Source organism: Elstera sp., from assembly GCF_044372965.1.
GTDB lineage: Bacteria > Pseudomonadota > Alphaproteobacteria > Elsterales > Elsteraceae > Elstera.
In genome coordinates this window covers 1-15,008 of the sequence record NZ_JBILQX010000027.1, presented here as the reverse complement: position 1 = coordinate 15,008, position 15,008 = coordinate 1, and the positions used below count along the sequence as shown (strand labels likewise).

Below are 15,008 nucleotides of genomic sequence, written 5' to 3'. Positions count from 1 at the left end.
GCCGCATGACTGCTCGCGCTCGGATATCCGCCCCTCCCAGTCAATCGTCGGCGCGCCTGATGGCGCAGATCGGCTATGAGTTCAAGAACCCTGAGCTTTTGGCGCAGGCGCTCATCCACGCTTCGGCGGTGGGGCGCAATGATCGCGGCAATGAGCGGTTAGAGTTCCTGGGCGACCGGGTCTTGGGCCTCGTCATCGCCGAAACCCTGTTTGGGGCGCGCAATGAAGCCGAAGGCGATTTGGCCCGGCGGTTGGCGCATTTGGTTAAGCGCGACGCGCTGGCCGAAATCGCCAAAAAACTGCACTTGGGCGATTATCTGACCTTCGCCAAAAACGACCAGAAGGACGTTCACCGCCTGAACGCCAATATTCTGGCCGACGCGCTGGAAGCGGTCATTGCCGCGCTGTATCTCGATGGCGGGTTGGAGCCTGCGCGCAGCTTTATCACGCGCTTCTGGGCCGATCTGCTAAAACCGGGCTCGGCCCCGCCGACCGATAATAAAACCAAACTGCAGGAATGGGCATTGGCGCGCGGTCTGCCGTTGCCCGCCTATAGCGTGGTGGCGCAAGATGGGCCGCCGCACGCGCCGGTGTTCGACGTGGCCGTGCATATCGAAGGGTTCGGCGATGCCCAAGGGCGCGGCCCCTCAAAAAAAACTGCCGAACAAGGAGCTGCTGAAGCCATGTTAACCCGGATTGCCCGATGACCGATCACGACCAAACAACCGAAACCGCCAATCCGAATGGGCCAGAAAATGCCCGCTGCGGCTTCGTTTCGCTGGTAGGCTCGCCGAACGCCGGAAAATCGACGCTGCTTAACGCCCTAGTCGGCGCGAAAATTTCCATCGTCACGCCAAAAGCCCAAACCACACGCGCCCGCACGCTCGGGATTGCGATGGTGGCGGAAACCCAAATCGTTTTGGTCGACACGCCGGGCATTTTCTCCGGCGCGAAACGCCGCCTTGAGCGCTCGATGATCTCGGCGGCCTGGGAAAGCACTCAGAATGTCGATGCGGTGCTCTACCTGATTGACGCGCGCAAGGGCCTCAATGAGGAGCAAGACGCGATTCTGGAAGGGCTGGCGAAGGCCAAAGCGCCGCTGATTCTGGTGCTGAACAAGGTTGATCTGGTGGATCGACCCAAGCTTCTGGAACTCTCGCAGGCGATCCATGCTCGGGTAAACTTCGCGGCGACCTTCATGATTAGCGCGCTCTCGGGCTCGGGCGTGAAGGATGTTCTAACCGAACTTGCCAAACGCATGCCCAAAGGCCCGTGGCATTATCCCGACGATCAGCTTGCCGATACCTCCCTGCGCCTGATGGCGGCCGAACTAACGCGCGAGCAGCTTTTCATGCAATTGCAGGACGAGTTGCCCTATAGCCTCGTCGTCGAAACCGATCAGTGGAATGACCGGCCCGACGGCTCGGTGCGGATCGAACAGACGATTACGCTGGAGCGCCCAGGGCAAAAGATGATCGTTATCGGGGCCAACGGCCAGAAGATCAAATCCATCGGCCAAGCCGCCCGCCGGGAAATGATGAAGCATTTCGAGCGCACGGTTCACCTCTTCTTACACGTTAAAGTGCGCGAGAATTGGACCGAAGACCGCTCGATCTACGCCTCGCTCGGCCTGAACTTCAAAGCGTAAAGCCCTGAATGCGCTGGCGCGATCAGGGCTATATCCTATCGCTGCGGCCCCAGGGTGAAGCGGGTATGGTGGTGAGCCTGCTGACCGACAGTTACGGGCGTCACTTAGGCTTTCATCGGGGCTCGCCTGCGAAACTGCCGTGGCGACAGCCGGGAACGCGCGTTACCGCCGCCTGGAATAGCCGGATGGAGAGCGGCCTCGGCTATTGGGCGCTGGAGCCCGAAGAAACCCCGGCGCTGCGTTACTTCGGCCAGGCCCCCAAACTTTTGGCACTGGCCTCGGCGATGGCCCTGATCGACGCGCTTTTGCCCGAACGTATGCCGGTGCCGGAGGTGTTTGCTACCTGCGGGCATTTCCTCGCCGGGCTCGGCGGAAATGATTGGCTGGAACGCTACGGGGTTTTGGAAGAAGCGCTGTTGCAAGAGGCGGGGGCGCATCCCGGCGTCGCGTTTGGCGAAGGGGCCGAGCGGCTTCACCGCATAACCCCGGCCCTAACCGAAACGGCGCAGACCCTGGGCCGCCCGCTCCCGATGGCGCGCGCGCTACTTCTGGGAGCGGTTAGTCCACGCTAGGCAAACCCCGCGCGGACTGACCGCGCTAGACAAACCCCGCGCGGATTGACCGCGCTAGACAAACCCCGCGCGGATTGACCGCGCTAGGCAAACACTGCCTCTCCAATCTCGTCTTACAGACGCCTATGATGCGCGCATCTCAGACGCTTTCGGGATGCGCCCTATGGTTCTCCACGCCCTTGCCCGCACCGCGCTGGTCGCTTCCGCCCTCGGGTTTTTAACGTCCGGGGCGCTCGCCCAGGCCTTGACCTGTAGCCCCTCGACGCTCGGCAGCCGCGCCTGTCAGGCCGAAACCACCTGTTCGTGCGAATATTCGACCGGCGGCACGATCAGCGGCAAGCCGCCCGGCTATTTCTGGAACTGCTCGATCTTGGCGGCGAAATGCACGGCGGGGCCGAGCATGAGCCTGCTGAATACCCCCGGCGCGATGCCCGGCGGGGCGCAAGCGACTGGGGCGGGGATGCCGTCGGTCCGGCAGCTTCAGTCGGTGTTGAAGGCGCGCGGGTTCGATCCAGGGTCGGTGGACGGGAAAATGGGCAGCCGCACGCGCCGGGCGATCGAAGAATGGCAGAATTCCGTCGGTGCGCCCGCCACCGGCAAGATGACGGTGGACCAATGGCAGCGCCTGCAATCCTAGCTGGTCTGGTTGCGCTGGGGCTTACCGTCAGCGCGCAGGCCGCCGTCTCCCCCGAAACGGTAAACGGTTTTCCCGAAATTGCGGGGGCCGGAACCATTCGGCTTGGGGTCGAGACGATCCGCCTGCACGGAGTCGCCACGGCGGCGGTGGGCAGCGCGGTCGAGATTGAAGCGCGCGGCTGGCTGCATCGGCGCATCAACGCCCGCCGGGTCTATTGCCACTTCGATCCAACCGCCGAACTGGTGAACGGCGCCCGCAATGGCATGTGCGAAATCGAGGGCTTAGATGTTTCGGCGCTGATGGTCGAAGCCGGAATGGCGGTCGATTGCCCCGCCACCAGCAAGGGCCGTTACAAGATCCAGCAGCAGCGCGCCGAGGCCGCAGGGTTCAACATGAACGAACGCATTCCGCTCCCGGCAAGCTGCGGGAACGGATCGAAAAAACCGGCGAAGAAGAAAGCTTAACTGCCGACGCGCAGGAAGAGCGGGCTGCGGAGTTCATCATCCCCAGGAACCCGCATCGGCAGCAGCGCATTGGCCATATCGCTGATGAGGGCTCGGCCCTTGCTACCTTCAACCCCAGCAGCATCAATAACATCGCCGATGGTGGACGAGAGTACCGAGGGGCCGCGGCAATAGGCGGCGACCGCGCGAATAGGTTCGGTCGGCGAGGGGGCTTTCACCGTAAAGCCGGGTTTCAGACCGCACAGGCGCTCTGCTGGGTAAATCGGGTCCGGTCCGAACGCAAGGACCAGCCGGGCGGTGACGGTTTCGGGATCGGCGGGGGTTGCCGCGCGCCACGTCAAGTTACTTGTATAGTAAGTCGGTAACGCCGCGAGCACGGCCCGCTCGGCGGCGGGTTTATCCGTGGCGGGGATGACGCCGGAGAAAACAACCGGAACCGCGCCCCGCCCACTTGCGACTGACAAATCGCTACGGGTATAGGCGGAACTAATATCGGTTTGGCTGACGCGCGTCATGCCTGAGGGGGCGCAACTCGGAAGCATCAGCACCGCCGCCGTGAGCGTCGTCAAAAATTTCGTTTTGGTCTTCATGATGCGCCTTATATGGCGACCTTAACCCAGCGCATCAAGGAGAACGGGTCAGCGTTCGGCGCGGGTCTGCCATTCGGCTAAAAGCCCCTCCCGGTAGGTGGGATAATGCAGGGACACGCCTAATTCCGCCTTAATCTTGTTGTTCTTCAACCGCTTATTCTCGGCATAGAAGCTGCGCGCCATCGGCGAAAGCTGGGCCTCGTCGAACGGCACCAGCGGCGGCACGGGCACGCCCGCAAGGTCGCAGGCATAGGCGATAACCTCCTGCGGCGGGGCGGGTTCATCGTCGGCAAGATTATAGGCCGCACCCGGATTCGGCTTTTGCCATGACGCCCAAAGGGTTGCGGCGATATCCTCCACATGGATGCGGTTGAACACCTGCCCCGGCTTATTCACCCGCTGCGCCCGGCCCGACAGCACCGTTTCTAGCGCCGACCGGCCCGGCCCGTAAATGCCGCTGAGGCGGAAGAGATGCACCGGCAAGCCGTGATCTTCATAAAGCTTCAGCCACGCGGCTTCGGCCTGCACGCGGCGGATGCCCCGGTCGGTGGTCGGGGCGAGTGGGGCGGTTTCATCGATCCAACCGCCATTCGCCTCGCCATAAACGCCGGTTGTGGAGAGATAGCCGATCCAGCGCGCGGCGCTTTTTTCCAACACGGGGGCATAGCGGTGCAGAACCGGATCGTCGCCCGCCTCGGTTGGTGCGACCGACGACAGGATGGCCCCCGCGCTCAGCAGGCTTTCGTCGGGCACCGCATCGAACAGGAAGGGCTCGATGTTTTCGGCCCGCATCTGCTTGAGTTTGCTGGGATCGCGCGTCGTGCCGATCACATGGCCGCCCGCGTCCAGCCACAAACGCGCGGCAGCCTGGGCGGAAAAGCCGTAGCCAAAACAAAAAAGCGGCGGCAAAGCATCTTGAGACTGGATCATAGGGACTATATAGGCTGCTAGGAGCCAATTCCCAAGGAAGCCAGCGTGCGCGCCTTCGTCTTTTTTTCTCTCGGCCTGACCGTTTTGACGGCAGGGGCATTGGCTGCAACGCCAACGAAACCGCCGCCGCGCTCCCTTTCCCTCGGCGGGGCGGAGTCGGGCACCGCCGCGCGCTACGAAAATTGCCTGCGCCTGACCGCGCAAGACCCGCTGCAAGCTCATGAAACCGCCCGCACTTGGGCCGAGCAGGGGGGCGGGATGGCGGCGCGGCACTGCGCTGCTGTCGCGATGATCCGTTATGGTCGCCCGGAATATGCCGCGCCCGATCTGGAAGCCTTAGCCGCCGAAGCCGCCGCCAAACGCCCCGATCTTGCGCCTGATCTCTATGCGCAAGCGGCGCAGGCGTGGCTGCTGGCGCGCGACGCGACCCGCGCTTTACCGTTGCAGTCCGAAGCGCTGAAACGCCGCCCGCGCGATGTTGATTTCCTCATCGACCGCGCCATTATCCGCCTCGCCCTCAAGCAATCTTGGGAAGCGATTGACGATCTCAATAGCGCGCTAGAACTTGCTCCGCGCCGCGCGGACGCTTTGGTCTATCGCGCCTCGGCCTATCGGCTGCTGGGCACGGCGGATTTGGCTGAAGAGGACGTCGCCCGCGCTCTCACCCAACGGCCCAACGCCCCCGATGCTTTGGCTGAGCGGGGCGCGGTGAAGGCGCTCAAGGGCGACAAGCCCGGCGCGCGCGCCGATTGGCTGCGGGTGCTGAGCCTTGATCCCGAGAGTGCGGCGGGCGACCAGGCCCGCGCCGGGCTCGAATCCATCGATGTGAAAAAGCCGTAACCCGAAAGAGTTTTGATGACCGATCCCTTGCTCTCCATCGCCGACGCTCAGGCCGAACTCATCGAAACTTTCGAAGCGTTGCCCGATTGGCAGGAACGCTATCAATATATTATCGAACTCGGCCAAGCCCTCCCGCCGTTACCAACGGAGTTTCAGACCGACGCCTATAAGGTGCGCGGCTGTCAGAGCCAGGTCTGGATTGCGCCGGAGGTTCGGGAGGGGCATTTGCATTTCCAAGCGGGGAGCGACGCCATCATTACAGCGGGGCTGATTGCCGTGCTGCTGTCGGTTTATAACGCCCGCACGCCGAAAGAGATTCTGACCACGCCGCCGGATTTCATCAAAGCGATCGGCCTATCGCAGCACTTGAGCCCCAGCCGCAGCAATGGTCTGCTGTCGATGGTTCGGCGGATTTTTGACGCGGCCAGCGCCGCCGCAGGTGAGGATGCTTCCGTACACGGATGAAATCCTTGGGCTTTCGATGCAGATTCCCCGACTGGGGTCGCTGCCGCCCCCTTCTGTCGCGGTTGAGGTCGTAAGCCCCGTCTGCGGCAGCCGCCTGACCCTGTTCAGCCGGGTCGAGGGGGGGCGAATTGCCGATTTTGCCTGGGGGATTGAAGCCTGCGCCCTCGGGCAGGCCAGCGCGGCCCTAGTCGGTGCGCGGGCGGTTGGCGAAGGCGAGAGTTTCTTTAATGCTCTCGCTGAAGTACTTGAAACTTATCTGAAATCAGACTCGGGGCTAGACCCGGCGTGGTCGTGGCTTGCCCCACTTGCGGCGGCCCGATCCGTCCCGCAGCGGCACGGATCGGTGCTATTGCCCGTGCGGGCGTTTCAGCGCGCGCTTTCGTCTTCCGCCGGGAGCAAGTGACCGGCTTTGCTGGCTTTTGCCGCCAGATAACGGCGGTTATGGGGATTGCCGGGGAAAGCGTGCTGCACCCGTTCGCGCACCTCAATACCAAATCCAGCGAGATGGCCAACTTTGCGCGGGTTATTGGTCAGCAGGCGAATAGCGGGAACGTCTAACTGGCGCAGCATTTCGGCGGCAAGGGAAAAATCGCGCTCGTCATTTTCGAAGCCGAGCGTGGTATTGGCGTCGACCGTGTCCATGCCGCCGTCTTGCAGCGCATAAGCCCGCAGCTTATTGACGATACCGATACCCCGGCCTTCCTGCTGCAAATAAAGAAGAATACCGCCGCCCGCTTCGTTCATCGTCACGATGGCCCCGCGCAACTGCTCGCCGCAGTCGCATCGCAGCGAGCCGAGTAGATCGCCGGTAATGCAGGAGGAATGCAGGCGCACCAGGGGCGCGTCTTGGCTCAGCGGATCGCCGATCAACAGCGCCAAATGGTCGATGCCGGTCACTTGATCGCGGAAGGAGACAACGCGGGTTTTCTCGGCCCCCGTCAGCGGAACGCGCGCGTCCGACAGGCGGCGTAGGCGCGGTTGGCCCTGCAGGGTTGCATCTAGTACTAGCGCGCGGGGTAGGCTGATCAGTCCATCAATCGGCCCCGCGAGCGGCACCAGCAAGGCGGAGGGCAGCAGTTGCCCGGCTTTCATCAACCGAATCGCGGCATCGGCGACGGCAGGTAAAGGCACGTCGATGGTCAGCGGCATCGAGCCCGGCGCGCCGGACCCTGCGGGATGGGTTGGGTCGGCAAGCCCGGCTTCGGAGGGCGCGCGCAGGCGGCGGGCAACCAAAGCCCCCGGCTCCTCGACAATAGCAAGCCCCAGGGCTTCGGCACGATTGGCAGTGAGCACCAGCGTGAGCGGCGCACCGTCGGGGATCAACTCGACCATCGCGCCCGCCGTTGCGGCTTCGGCAGAGATCACCAGCCACGTTTGTCCGGCTTCGGTGAGGATCACCGGCGTCGAGCGGCGCAGGTCCGAGACGGCGCGTTCCACCGTCAACCGATCCGCAAGGGAGGCACTAAGATCGGGGCGGGCGCTGTGTGACATCGAAACCTGAAAATCGGCGAGCAGGATGCGCTGCACTATCGCTATTCCTTTCTGGCGGGGCGCTCAACCGCAAAACGGCGATTACCCCCTGGGGACACAGATAATAAGACGCGGCACCCTCAGCAAGGGTTCCCATTCATCTTACGCCTAAAACCTATACGCAGATGCGCGGCGGCTGGATTACAGTAGGGGCATGACTGATAGCCCCTTTATCCATCTTCGCGTCCATTCGGCCTATTCCCTGTCGGAAGGGGCGATCAAGATGAAGGAGTTGGTCAAGCTCGCGGCGGGGGCGAAAATGCCCGCTGTGGCCGTGACCGATACGGGCAATCTGTTCGGGGCCATCGAGTTCACCCAAGCGGCGGGCGATGCTGGGGTTCAGCCGATCTTGGGCGCTATTCTCCACGTGCGCCGCACCGATGGCGCTACCCGGCCCGGCCTGCCGCTGGCCCCCGATCCGCTGCTGTTGCTCTGCCAGGATATGGCCGGGTACGAGAATCTGCTGAAGCTGGTCTCCCACGCTTTCCTCAACACCGAAAGCCATGAGGTGCCCCAGGTCACGCTCGATCTGGTGGCGGAGCATGCAGCGGGGTTAATTTGCCTGACCGGCGGCGTGACCGGTTGGGTTGGGCGGCTGCTCAACGAGGGCCAGCGCGAGGCGTCGGAAGCGGCGGTTCTGCGCCTGAAGGCGATTTTCGGCGACCGGCTCTATATCGAGCTTCAACGCCACGGCGACCCGCGCGAGGCGGCGGTGGAGCCGGGGTTGATCGATTTCGCTTACGCCCACGATATGCCGCTGGTTGCGACCAACGATGTCTATTTCTCCGGCCCGTCGATGTATGAGGCGCACGATGTGCTGCTCTGCATTGCCGAAGGGGTGACACTGGAGGTGTCCGACCGCCGCCGCCTTACGCCGGAACATTATTTCAAGACCGGCCCGCAGATGACGGCGCTTTTCGCCGATCTGCCGGAAGCGATTCTCAATACTGCCGTCATCGCCCAGCGCTGCGCGGTTTCGACCCCGTTCCGCAAACCGATTCTGCCGACGTTTTCGACCGGCGCGGGGCGCGACGAGCCCGCCGAACTGCGCGTAATGGCGGAAACCGGGCTGAAAAAGCGCCTCGCGGCCGGGATCATTACGCCGGAGATGGATGACGCTGCGCAAGAAGCCATCGCCAAACCCTATCGGGAGCGGCTGAATTTCGAGCTTGATGTCATCATCAATATGGGGTTTCCCGGCTACTTCCTGATCGTCGCCGACTTCATCCAATGGGCGAAGGACAAGGGGATTCCGGTGGGGCCGGGGCGCGGCTCCGGCGCGGGCTCGGTGGTGGCGTGGGCGCTGACGATCACCGATCTCGACCCATTGCGGTTCGGGTTGCTGTTCGAGCGTTTCTTGAACCCCGAACGCGTTTCCATGCCTGATTTCGATATCGATTTTTGCCAGGAACGGCGCGATCAGGTTATCCGCTACGTCCAGGATAAATACGGCCACGACCGCGTGGCCCAGATCATCACCTTCGGGAAGTTGCAAGCCCGCGCCGTGTTGCGCGATGTGGGGCGCGTGCTCGCCATGCCCTATGGGCAGGTAGACCGTATCTGCAAAATGGTGCCGAACAATCCGGCCAATCCGGTGACGCTGGAAGAGGCGATCAAGGGCGACACGCAGTTCCAGAAAATGCGCGATGAGGATGAACAGGTCGCGCGCCTGCTCGCCATCGGGCAAAAGCTGGAAGGGCTCTACCGCCACGCTTCCACCCACGCCGCCGGGGTGGTGATTGGCGACCGGCCCTTGGAAGAGCTGGTGCCGCTCTACCGCGACCCGCGCTCGACCATGCCCGTGACCCAGTTCAACATGAAATATGTCGAACAGGCGGGGCTGGTGAAGTTCGACTTTTTGGGCCTTAAAACCCTCACGGTGCTGGTGCGCGCGGTCGAACTCATTCAGCAGCGCGGTATTACCATTAACCTCGACCTGCTGCCGCTCGACGACGAGAAAACCTATAAGATGCTCAGCCGGGGCGATGCGACCGGCGTGTTCCAGCTTGAAAGCTCGGGCATGCGCGACGTGCTGCGCAACCTCCGCCCCGACCGAATTGAAGACCTTATCGCCGTCGTGGCCCTCTACCGCCCCGGTCCGATGGATAATATTCCGAGCTATATCAACCGCAAACACGGGCGGGAAACGCCGGACTATTTGCACCCGCTGCTGGAAGGCACGCTGAAGGAAACCTTCGGCATCGCTATCTACCAAGAACAGGTGATGCAGATCGCGCAGGTGCTGTCGGGCTATACGCTCGGCGGGGCCGATTTGCTGCGGCGCGCGATGGGCAAAAAGATTAAAGCGGAAATGGACGCCCAGCGCGCCACTTTCTGCGATGGCGCGAAGGCCAATAACGTCGATCCGAAAAAAGCCTCGGAAATCTTCGATCAGGTCGAAAAATTTGCGGGCTACGGCTTCAATAAAAGCCATGCGGCGGCCTATGCGTTGGTTTCCTATCAAACCGCCTATCTGAAGGCCAATTACCCGGTGGAATTTTTCGCCGCGTCGATGACCTTCGATATGAGCAATACCGATAAGCTGAACGTCTTCCGCCAAGAACTCAGCCGCTTGAATATTCCGCTGCTGGGCCCGGATGTGAATGCCTCCGCGCCCGATTTTTCGGTGGAAACGCTGCCGGACGGCAAAACGGCGGTGCGTTATGCGCTGGCGGCGGTCAAGAACGTCGGCGATCAGGCGATGAAAACTCTGGTGGCCGAGCGGGCGAAAGGCGGGCCGTTCCGCTCCTTGCAAGATTTCGCCGCCCGGCTCGACCCAAAGAGCGTTAACAAACGCCAGATCGAAAATCTCGCGTTGGCGGGGGCCTTCGATAGTCTCGATTCGAACCGCGCCCGCGTGCATGGGGCGGCGGAAGCGGTGATGCGCCACGCGCAGCTTTTAACGGAAGAGAAAGCCAGCAATCAGGTGAGCCTCTTCGGCGGCGGGGATACCGGGGTTGAGGCTCCGCCGCTGCCCTTACCGAACGTCGTGGATTGGGTGCCACACGAGCGCTTGCAGAAGGAGTTCGATGCGGTCGGCTTCTACCTCTCCGCCCATCCGCTCGATGTGTATGAGCGGGCGCTAAAACGCCTGGGTGTCACCCGCGCCGCCGATTTCACCCATAAGATCCGCCCCGGCGAGCCGCAGCGGGTGAAGGTCGCCGGGATTGTGCTGAGCCGCCGAGAAATCACCACGGCGCGGGGCAGTCGGGTGGCCTTTGTGCAGCTTTCAGATGCTAGCGGCTCTTACGAAGTTACGCTGTTCTCGGAAGTGTTGGCAGTGTCGCGCGAGATGCTGGACGCCAATAAGCCGCTGCTAATGCACGTCGAAGCGCGGTTGGAGGGCGAGGGGGTGAAACTCCTGGCCCAGCAGGTCGGGCTGCTCGATGCTGCGACGGAAAACACCGTTTCGGGCATGCGGATTTATCTGGCGGACGATTCACCGCTGCCGTCGCTGAAGCAGATTTTGCGCGACCAGGGCGACCAATATCGGGGGCGCGGGCGGATTTCCGTGCTGCTCGATCTTGAAGAGTGCGACGTGGAAATTCCGCTCAGCGGCGGCTTTGCCGTCACCCCGTCCTTACGCGCGATGGTAAAATCGCTCCCCGGCGTTGTCGATGTCGAGGAGCTTTAGGCGTCGCTTACGGCTTTGGAATGCCAATAATCTGGAACAGCGCCGTTTCAATCGCGGCCGGTTGCGTGGTCATATTCGATCCGGCGAGTTGACCGTGGTCATAATTGGCGAACTCATAGACGGAGACGCCCTTATTCGCCGTCCCTGATGGCGGCTGGAAGCTTGCGCTGGTTTGCGGCACAACCCCGTCGCCGCCCGCGGCTCCAACTGTGGGGACCGCAAGAAAATCGGCCTTATGGACCAGATTGCCCGGCGTGTAGGTCACGGAGGTTATGGTCTCTTCCTGGGTGCCCACGAGGCAATGATAGGGGACGGAGAAGGGGCCTTGATAGGGCATCGCCCCAAAGAAATCCTTCTGAACCCCCGCAAGCGTTTTCGCATCGAAATGGGCGACGCCGAGAACGCCCGCGCGGGACAAGGCCTTTGCTAGCGCATCGGAGGGCGCATAGAGATCCAGGCTCGCGCCAGTTTTCTCGTCGGTCAGGAAAGGTGCCCCCTGGGGCGGCAGCAACTCATAGGTCGACGGATAATGCGGATTATTGATGAGCTTCTGCACGTAGCCGCTAATGAAAAGCTTTTGCGACCAGGGGATCCCCTTCTGGCCCGCAATCGCGTCGCCCAGGATTGCCGGTAGCGCCAGCGGTGCCCCATAGTGGGGCGTTCCCAGCGTTATCAGCGCTTGGAGTTTTGAGACCCACGGCCCCTTATTCGGCGTGACTTCCAGCAGGTAGCGCGAAATCAAACCGCCCATACTGTGGGCCATAATGAACAGTTGATAGTCTTCCCCCGCGTAGGAAGCATCGAGTTGGGTCAGCGCCGCATTCACCCAGGTCGAATTGGAGCCGTCCCCCGGTCCATTTTCCTGCCGCCAGTCGTAGGGGATCATATAGAAAAGATAGTCGGCAACCGGTACTTTGGCGGTGGCAGAGGCACTATTATAGGTATAAAGGGTAAAGTTGACGTCTGAACCAAAATTACTGCTCGTCCCCATATAATCCATCAAGGATTGATAGCAGGGAATTGGCTTTGTTGGGTCCACCGGGTTTGGATAAGTCGGAACAAGGTTTCCAACTGTAATTTTTTCTTTATACAGAAGAAGCTGATCAGCCCATTCCGCGAGCTTTATTTTACCCTCCCCAATAAGGTTGGGCCAAATGGTTTTACCATTCGGGTTCACTAACTCCGATGCGGTCGTGCCGGGAATGAAAGCGATAATGGTTTTGGTCATGGCGAACTCTTCCGAAGCGGGTAGGGCTATTTTCCGGAAGAAGTTTAACGCATATCAAAAAATGCGCACCATTTTTGACGCGCATTTCATTAAACTATAATCTTTGAACGGGTTAGGTGAGGGAGAATTCCAACCCGCGTACATGGGTCAGAACGGCATTGTCGAAATTCGTGCCGCGGAAGTTCGCGCCGTAGCAATAGGTGTTGATGAGCACGGCCCCGGCGAGATTGGCCGAGGTGAAGCGGGCTTCCGTGGCGTCGGCTAACTCCAAATCGGCCCCGGTCAGCACCGCATTATCGAAATTCGCCGCCATAATGCAGGATTGAGTGAGGCGGGTCGGCACGCTCATTGGGTGCATCCCGGCGATATCCATCATGCCAAGGTTCGCGCCCTGGAAGCTTGCCAGGGTAAAATTACCGCGCGTGAGGTTGGAGCCGCGTAAGTCCGCCTTATCGAAATGGGCTTTGCGGGCGCTGACGCCGTTGAGTTCGGCCATCGCCATGTAGCAGCCCGCAAAACTGGCTTCATCGAGCAGCGACAGAGTAAACACCGCCGCCGACAGATCGAGCCCGTCGAACTTTTTGCCGCGCAGGTCGATCATGGTGAAATCGAGCCGCTCGCCTTCCGAGCCCAAGGACTGCACCCAGCGGGTATGCCGGGCGAGGCGACGGGGAAACTCCGAATCAAAATCCGGCATTTCGCGCGGAAACACCGTTCCCGAGATGTCGCAATCCTTGAACTGCGCGCTATCGTAAATCGCCGTCACGAAATTGGTCTGGCGGAGTTTTGCGCCTTGCAGCTTGGCCCCGGTCAAATTCGCGCCAAAGAAGCGTGCGCCGGTTAGGTTGGAGCGGGTGAGGTTGGCCCCCGTCAGGTTCGCGCCGGTCAAATCGGTGAAAGAAAGATCGCTATCCGAAATATCGGCATGCTCCAGAATAACCCCGCGCATATCGGTATCGCGGATTGGTTCCGGCGCAAGATGATGAATCTGGCGGTAATAGGCGCTTTTCACCGGCACGGCGGTATCGCGGAAGCCGCCATCGATCGAGGCGAAGAATAGCGCGCCGCGCTCAAGGGAGGCTTCTTGCAAATTCGCCCCGCCAAGATCGGCTGAGCGCAAGCAGGCACCGCGTAAATCCGCGCGGGTAAATTCGACATTCTTTAGAATCGCGCCGCGCAGATCGGCGGCATAAAGATTGGCGAAGCTGAGATTTGAGCGCGACAGATCGGCATTTACAAAGCGGCAGCCGATGGCGCTGAAATTGGTTAAATCCCGCCCAGAGAAATCGAGGCCCGAGAAATCGCACGCAAGAAAGCTGGGCCGTTCGGCAAAAGCGGGGCCGCGGCTGGAGCGCTCATACAGGTCGAGAAAATGATTAAGGGTCGCTTGGTCGAAGACCCGGCGCTGAAGGGGGGCGGCCATCTTAATCTCTCAGCCTAAAAACATCGTTTCGGTTCCAAACCATAGAGCCAGCAAAGCCGAAATCGGGCGTCACTGTCTAGCCTGTTTAGCACTTGAAGACTGAGTATATCGCTCTTCCGGGGGCGCTCAAAGCGCTCATCTGGGGATTCCCCGAAAACCGCCCGTGCGCGGCCCCTGCGTAAAATCTGCGCAGGGGGGCGTTGTAAGTTTTGCTAGGAACTTCTGAAGTTTACGCTATTCTGTTCGGCGTAGATTTCAGGGAAGGGCTGCGACTTGACCGGCGTCGAGCATCACAGCATCACAGGCACTATCAAGGAAATTCGGGCACGCATCGGCTCGGATGGGAAGGATGTTGTCGAAATTTTCCTTAAAACCTCGGCAGGTGAGCATCGGGCGATTGCCCATGCCAACCAGGCTTCTGCCGCGATCAATCTGAAAGAAAAGATGGAAAAGCTCGCCACCTCCAACGGGGTTGGATCGATTGGCGAGCTTGGCGTCAATCTCGTCGTCGATGGGCTCGTAAAAGACCCGAGTACCACCACGATTACGGCGCTAAGGCTTGCGTCCTAAGGGCTCGCTGGGCAGACCCGGTAAGTTGTCTGGGTAAACCCGAAATCATACGCGCGATTCTCTTCGAGCGTGAGATTGAGATCGCAAGCGAGCGCCCCGAAAAGCCGCCGCCCTTCGCCCAGTAAAATTGGGATAACTGTCACCGTCAGGCGGTCGATCAGTCCGGCGCGCAAAAAGCCCTGAACAGTTATTCCGCCATCGACATAAACATGCCGCGCCCCTTCGTCGTAAAGGCGAGAGAGAAGCTCTGCCGGGGGCGTGTCGGTAATCTCGGCGGGGATCGTTTCGAGAAGTTCCATGCGGCGCGCGCTGAGAACGACCACCCGTTTACCGGCATAGGGCCAAGGTTCAAAGCCCTGCACGGTTTCAAAGGTTCGCGCCCCTAGAATGATCGTGTCGATGCTCGCGAAGAACGCCGCATACCCGCAATCTTCCCCCGCCGGAATACGGGAATTGGCCCGGTCCAGCCAATCGAGA

16 protein-coding genes are annotated in these 15,008 nt (G+C 61.1%); 10 read left to right on the top strand and 6 right to left on the bottom strand.

What is annotated here, in order from left to right; all coding sequences use genetic code 11:
• Window positions 1-5 precede the first annotated feature (5 nt).
• The 5 genes from rnc (at window position 6) to ACIQ36_RS05800 (ending at window position 3,321) form a co-directional block, all read left to right on the top strand.
• Window positions 6-707, top strand: a complete 702-nt coding sequence (rnc, locus tag ACIQ36_RS05820) for a ribonuclease III (RefSeq protein ID WP_395826794.1) — start codon at window positions 6-8, stop codon at window positions 705-707.
• Complete coding sequence (era, locus tag ACIQ36_RS05815; RefSeq protein ID WP_395826792.1) at window positions 704-1,648, top strand: GTPase Era; 945 nt, start codon at window positions 704-706, stop codon at window positions 1,646-1,648. Before rnc ends, era begins: the two co-directional genes overlap by 4 nt.
• A gap of 8 nt (window positions 1,649-1,656) precedes the next feature.
• Window positions 1,657-2,220, top strand: coding sequence for a recombination protein O N-terminal domain-containing protein (locus ACIQ36_RS05810; RefSeq protein WP_395826791.1), 564 nt, complete (start codon window positions 1,657-1,659; stop codon window positions 2,218-2,220).
• A gap of 163 nt (window positions 2,221-2,383) precedes the next feature.
• Window positions 2,384-2,857, top strand: coding sequence for a peptidoglycan-binding protein (locus ACIQ36_RS05805; protein ID WP_395826789.1), 474 nt, complete (start codon window positions 2,384-2,386; stop codon window positions 2,855-2,857).
• A complete protein-coding gene (locus ACIQ36_RS05800; protein WP_395826788.1) occupies window positions 2,836-3,321 on the top strand; it encodes a thermonuclease family protein in 486 nt (161 codons plus the stop codon). Before ACIQ36_RS05805 ends, ACIQ36_RS05800 begins: the two co-directional genes overlap by 22 nt.
• Here the strand turns inward: ACIQ36_RS05800 and ACIQ36_RS05795 are convergent.
• Window positions 3,318-3,911 (bottom strand): hypothetical protein, encoded by a 594-nt coding sequence (locus tag ACIQ36_RS05795; protein WP_395826786.1) that lies wholly within the window; start codon window positions 3,909-3,911, stop codon window positions 3,318-3,320. The genes ACIQ36_RS05800 and ACIQ36_RS05795 overlap by 4 nt on opposite strands.
• Before the next feature lie 48 nt (window positions 3,912-3,959).
• A complete protein-coding gene (locus ACIQ36_RS05790; RefSeq protein WP_395826784.1) occupies window positions 3,960-4,841 on the bottom strand; it encodes an SDR family oxidoreductase in 882 nt (293 codons plus the stop codon).
• 45 nt (window positions 4,842-4,886) lie between these two features.
• Here ACIQ36_RS05790 and ACIQ36_RS05785 point away from each other — a divergent pair, with 45 nt between their 5' ends.
• From ACIQ36_RS05785 to ACIQ36_RS05775, 3 genes are read left to right on the top strand one after another with little or no spacing between them, the layout of a single operon-like run.
• Entirely contained in the window at window positions 4,887-5,681 is a 795-nt protein-coding gene (locus ACIQ36_RS05785) for a tetratricopeptide repeat protein (protein ID WP_395826782.1), read from the top strand.
• Between the two features lie 15 nt (window positions 5,682-5,696).
• Window positions 5,697-6,146, top strand: a complete 450-nt coding sequence (locus ACIQ36_RS05780; RefSeq protein WP_395826780.1) for a SufE family protein — start codon at window positions 5,697-5,699, stop codon at window positions 6,144-6,146.
• The gene (locus tag ACIQ36_RS05775; RefSeq protein ID WP_395826779.1) at window positions 6,127-6,549 is read left to right on the top strand and encodes an iron-sulfur cluster assembly scaffold protein; all 423 of its coding nucleotides are present in this window, start codon (window positions 6,127-6,129) and stop codon (window positions 6,547-6,549) included. Before ACIQ36_RS05780 ends, ACIQ36_RS05775 begins: the two co-directional genes overlap by 20 nt.
• On the opposite strand, the gene ribA is transcribed toward ACIQ36_RS05775, so the two are convergent.
• The gene (gene ribA, locus ACIQ36_RS05770; RefSeq protein WP_395826777.1) at window positions 6,513-7,673 is read right to left on the bottom strand and encodes a GTP cyclohydrolase II; all 1,161 of its coding nucleotides are present in this window, start codon (window positions 7,671-7,673) and stop codon (window positions 6,513-6,515) included. The two genes, ACIQ36_RS05775 and ribA, sit on opposite strands and share 37 nt — an antisense overlap.
• Before the next feature lie 157 nt (window positions 7,674-7,830).
• On the opposite strand from ribA, the gene dnaE reads away from it, so the two are divergent.
• Complete coding sequence (gene dnaE, locus ACIQ36_RS05765; protein WP_395826775.1) at window positions 7,831-11,310, top strand: DNA polymerase III subunit alpha; 3,480 nt, start codon at window positions 7,831-7,833, stop codon at window positions 11,308-11,310.
• A gap of 7 nt (window positions 11,311-11,317) precedes the next feature.
• Here the strand turns inward: dnaE and ACIQ36_RS05760 are convergent, their stop codons facing one another.
• Together ACIQ36_RS05760 and ACIQ36_RS05755 are read right to left on the bottom strand one after the other, a co-directional pair.
• Window positions 11,318-12,538, bottom strand: coding sequence for a hypothetical protein (locus ACIQ36_RS05760; protein WP_395826774.1), 1,221 nt, complete (start codon window positions 12,536-12,538; stop codon window positions 11,318-11,320).
• A gap of 112 nt (window positions 12,539-12,650) precedes the next feature.
• Window positions 12,651-13,961, bottom strand: coding sequence for a pentapeptide repeat-containing protein (locus ACIQ36_RS05755; protein ID WP_395826772.1), 1,311 nt, complete (start codon window positions 13,959-13,961; stop codon window positions 12,651-12,653).
• 273 nt (window positions 13,962-14,234) lie between these two features.
• Here ACIQ36_RS05755 and ACIQ36_RS05750 point away from each other — a divergent pair, with 273 nt between their 5' ends.
• Window positions 14,235-14,531: a hypothetical protein gene (locus ACIQ36_RS05750; protein ID WP_045774294.1), complete on the top strand. Its 297-nt coding sequence runs from the start codon at window positions 14,235-14,237 to the stop codon at window positions 14,529-14,531.
• Here the strand turns inward: ACIQ36_RS05750 and ACIQ36_RS05745 are convergent.
• Window positions 14,528-15,008, bottom strand: a 481-nt coding sequence (locus tag ACIQ36_RS05745; protein WP_395826770.1) for a dihydrofolate reductase family protein, incomplete at its 5' end; no start/stop codon positions are given. The genes ACIQ36_RS05750 and ACIQ36_RS05745 overlap by 4 nt on opposite strands.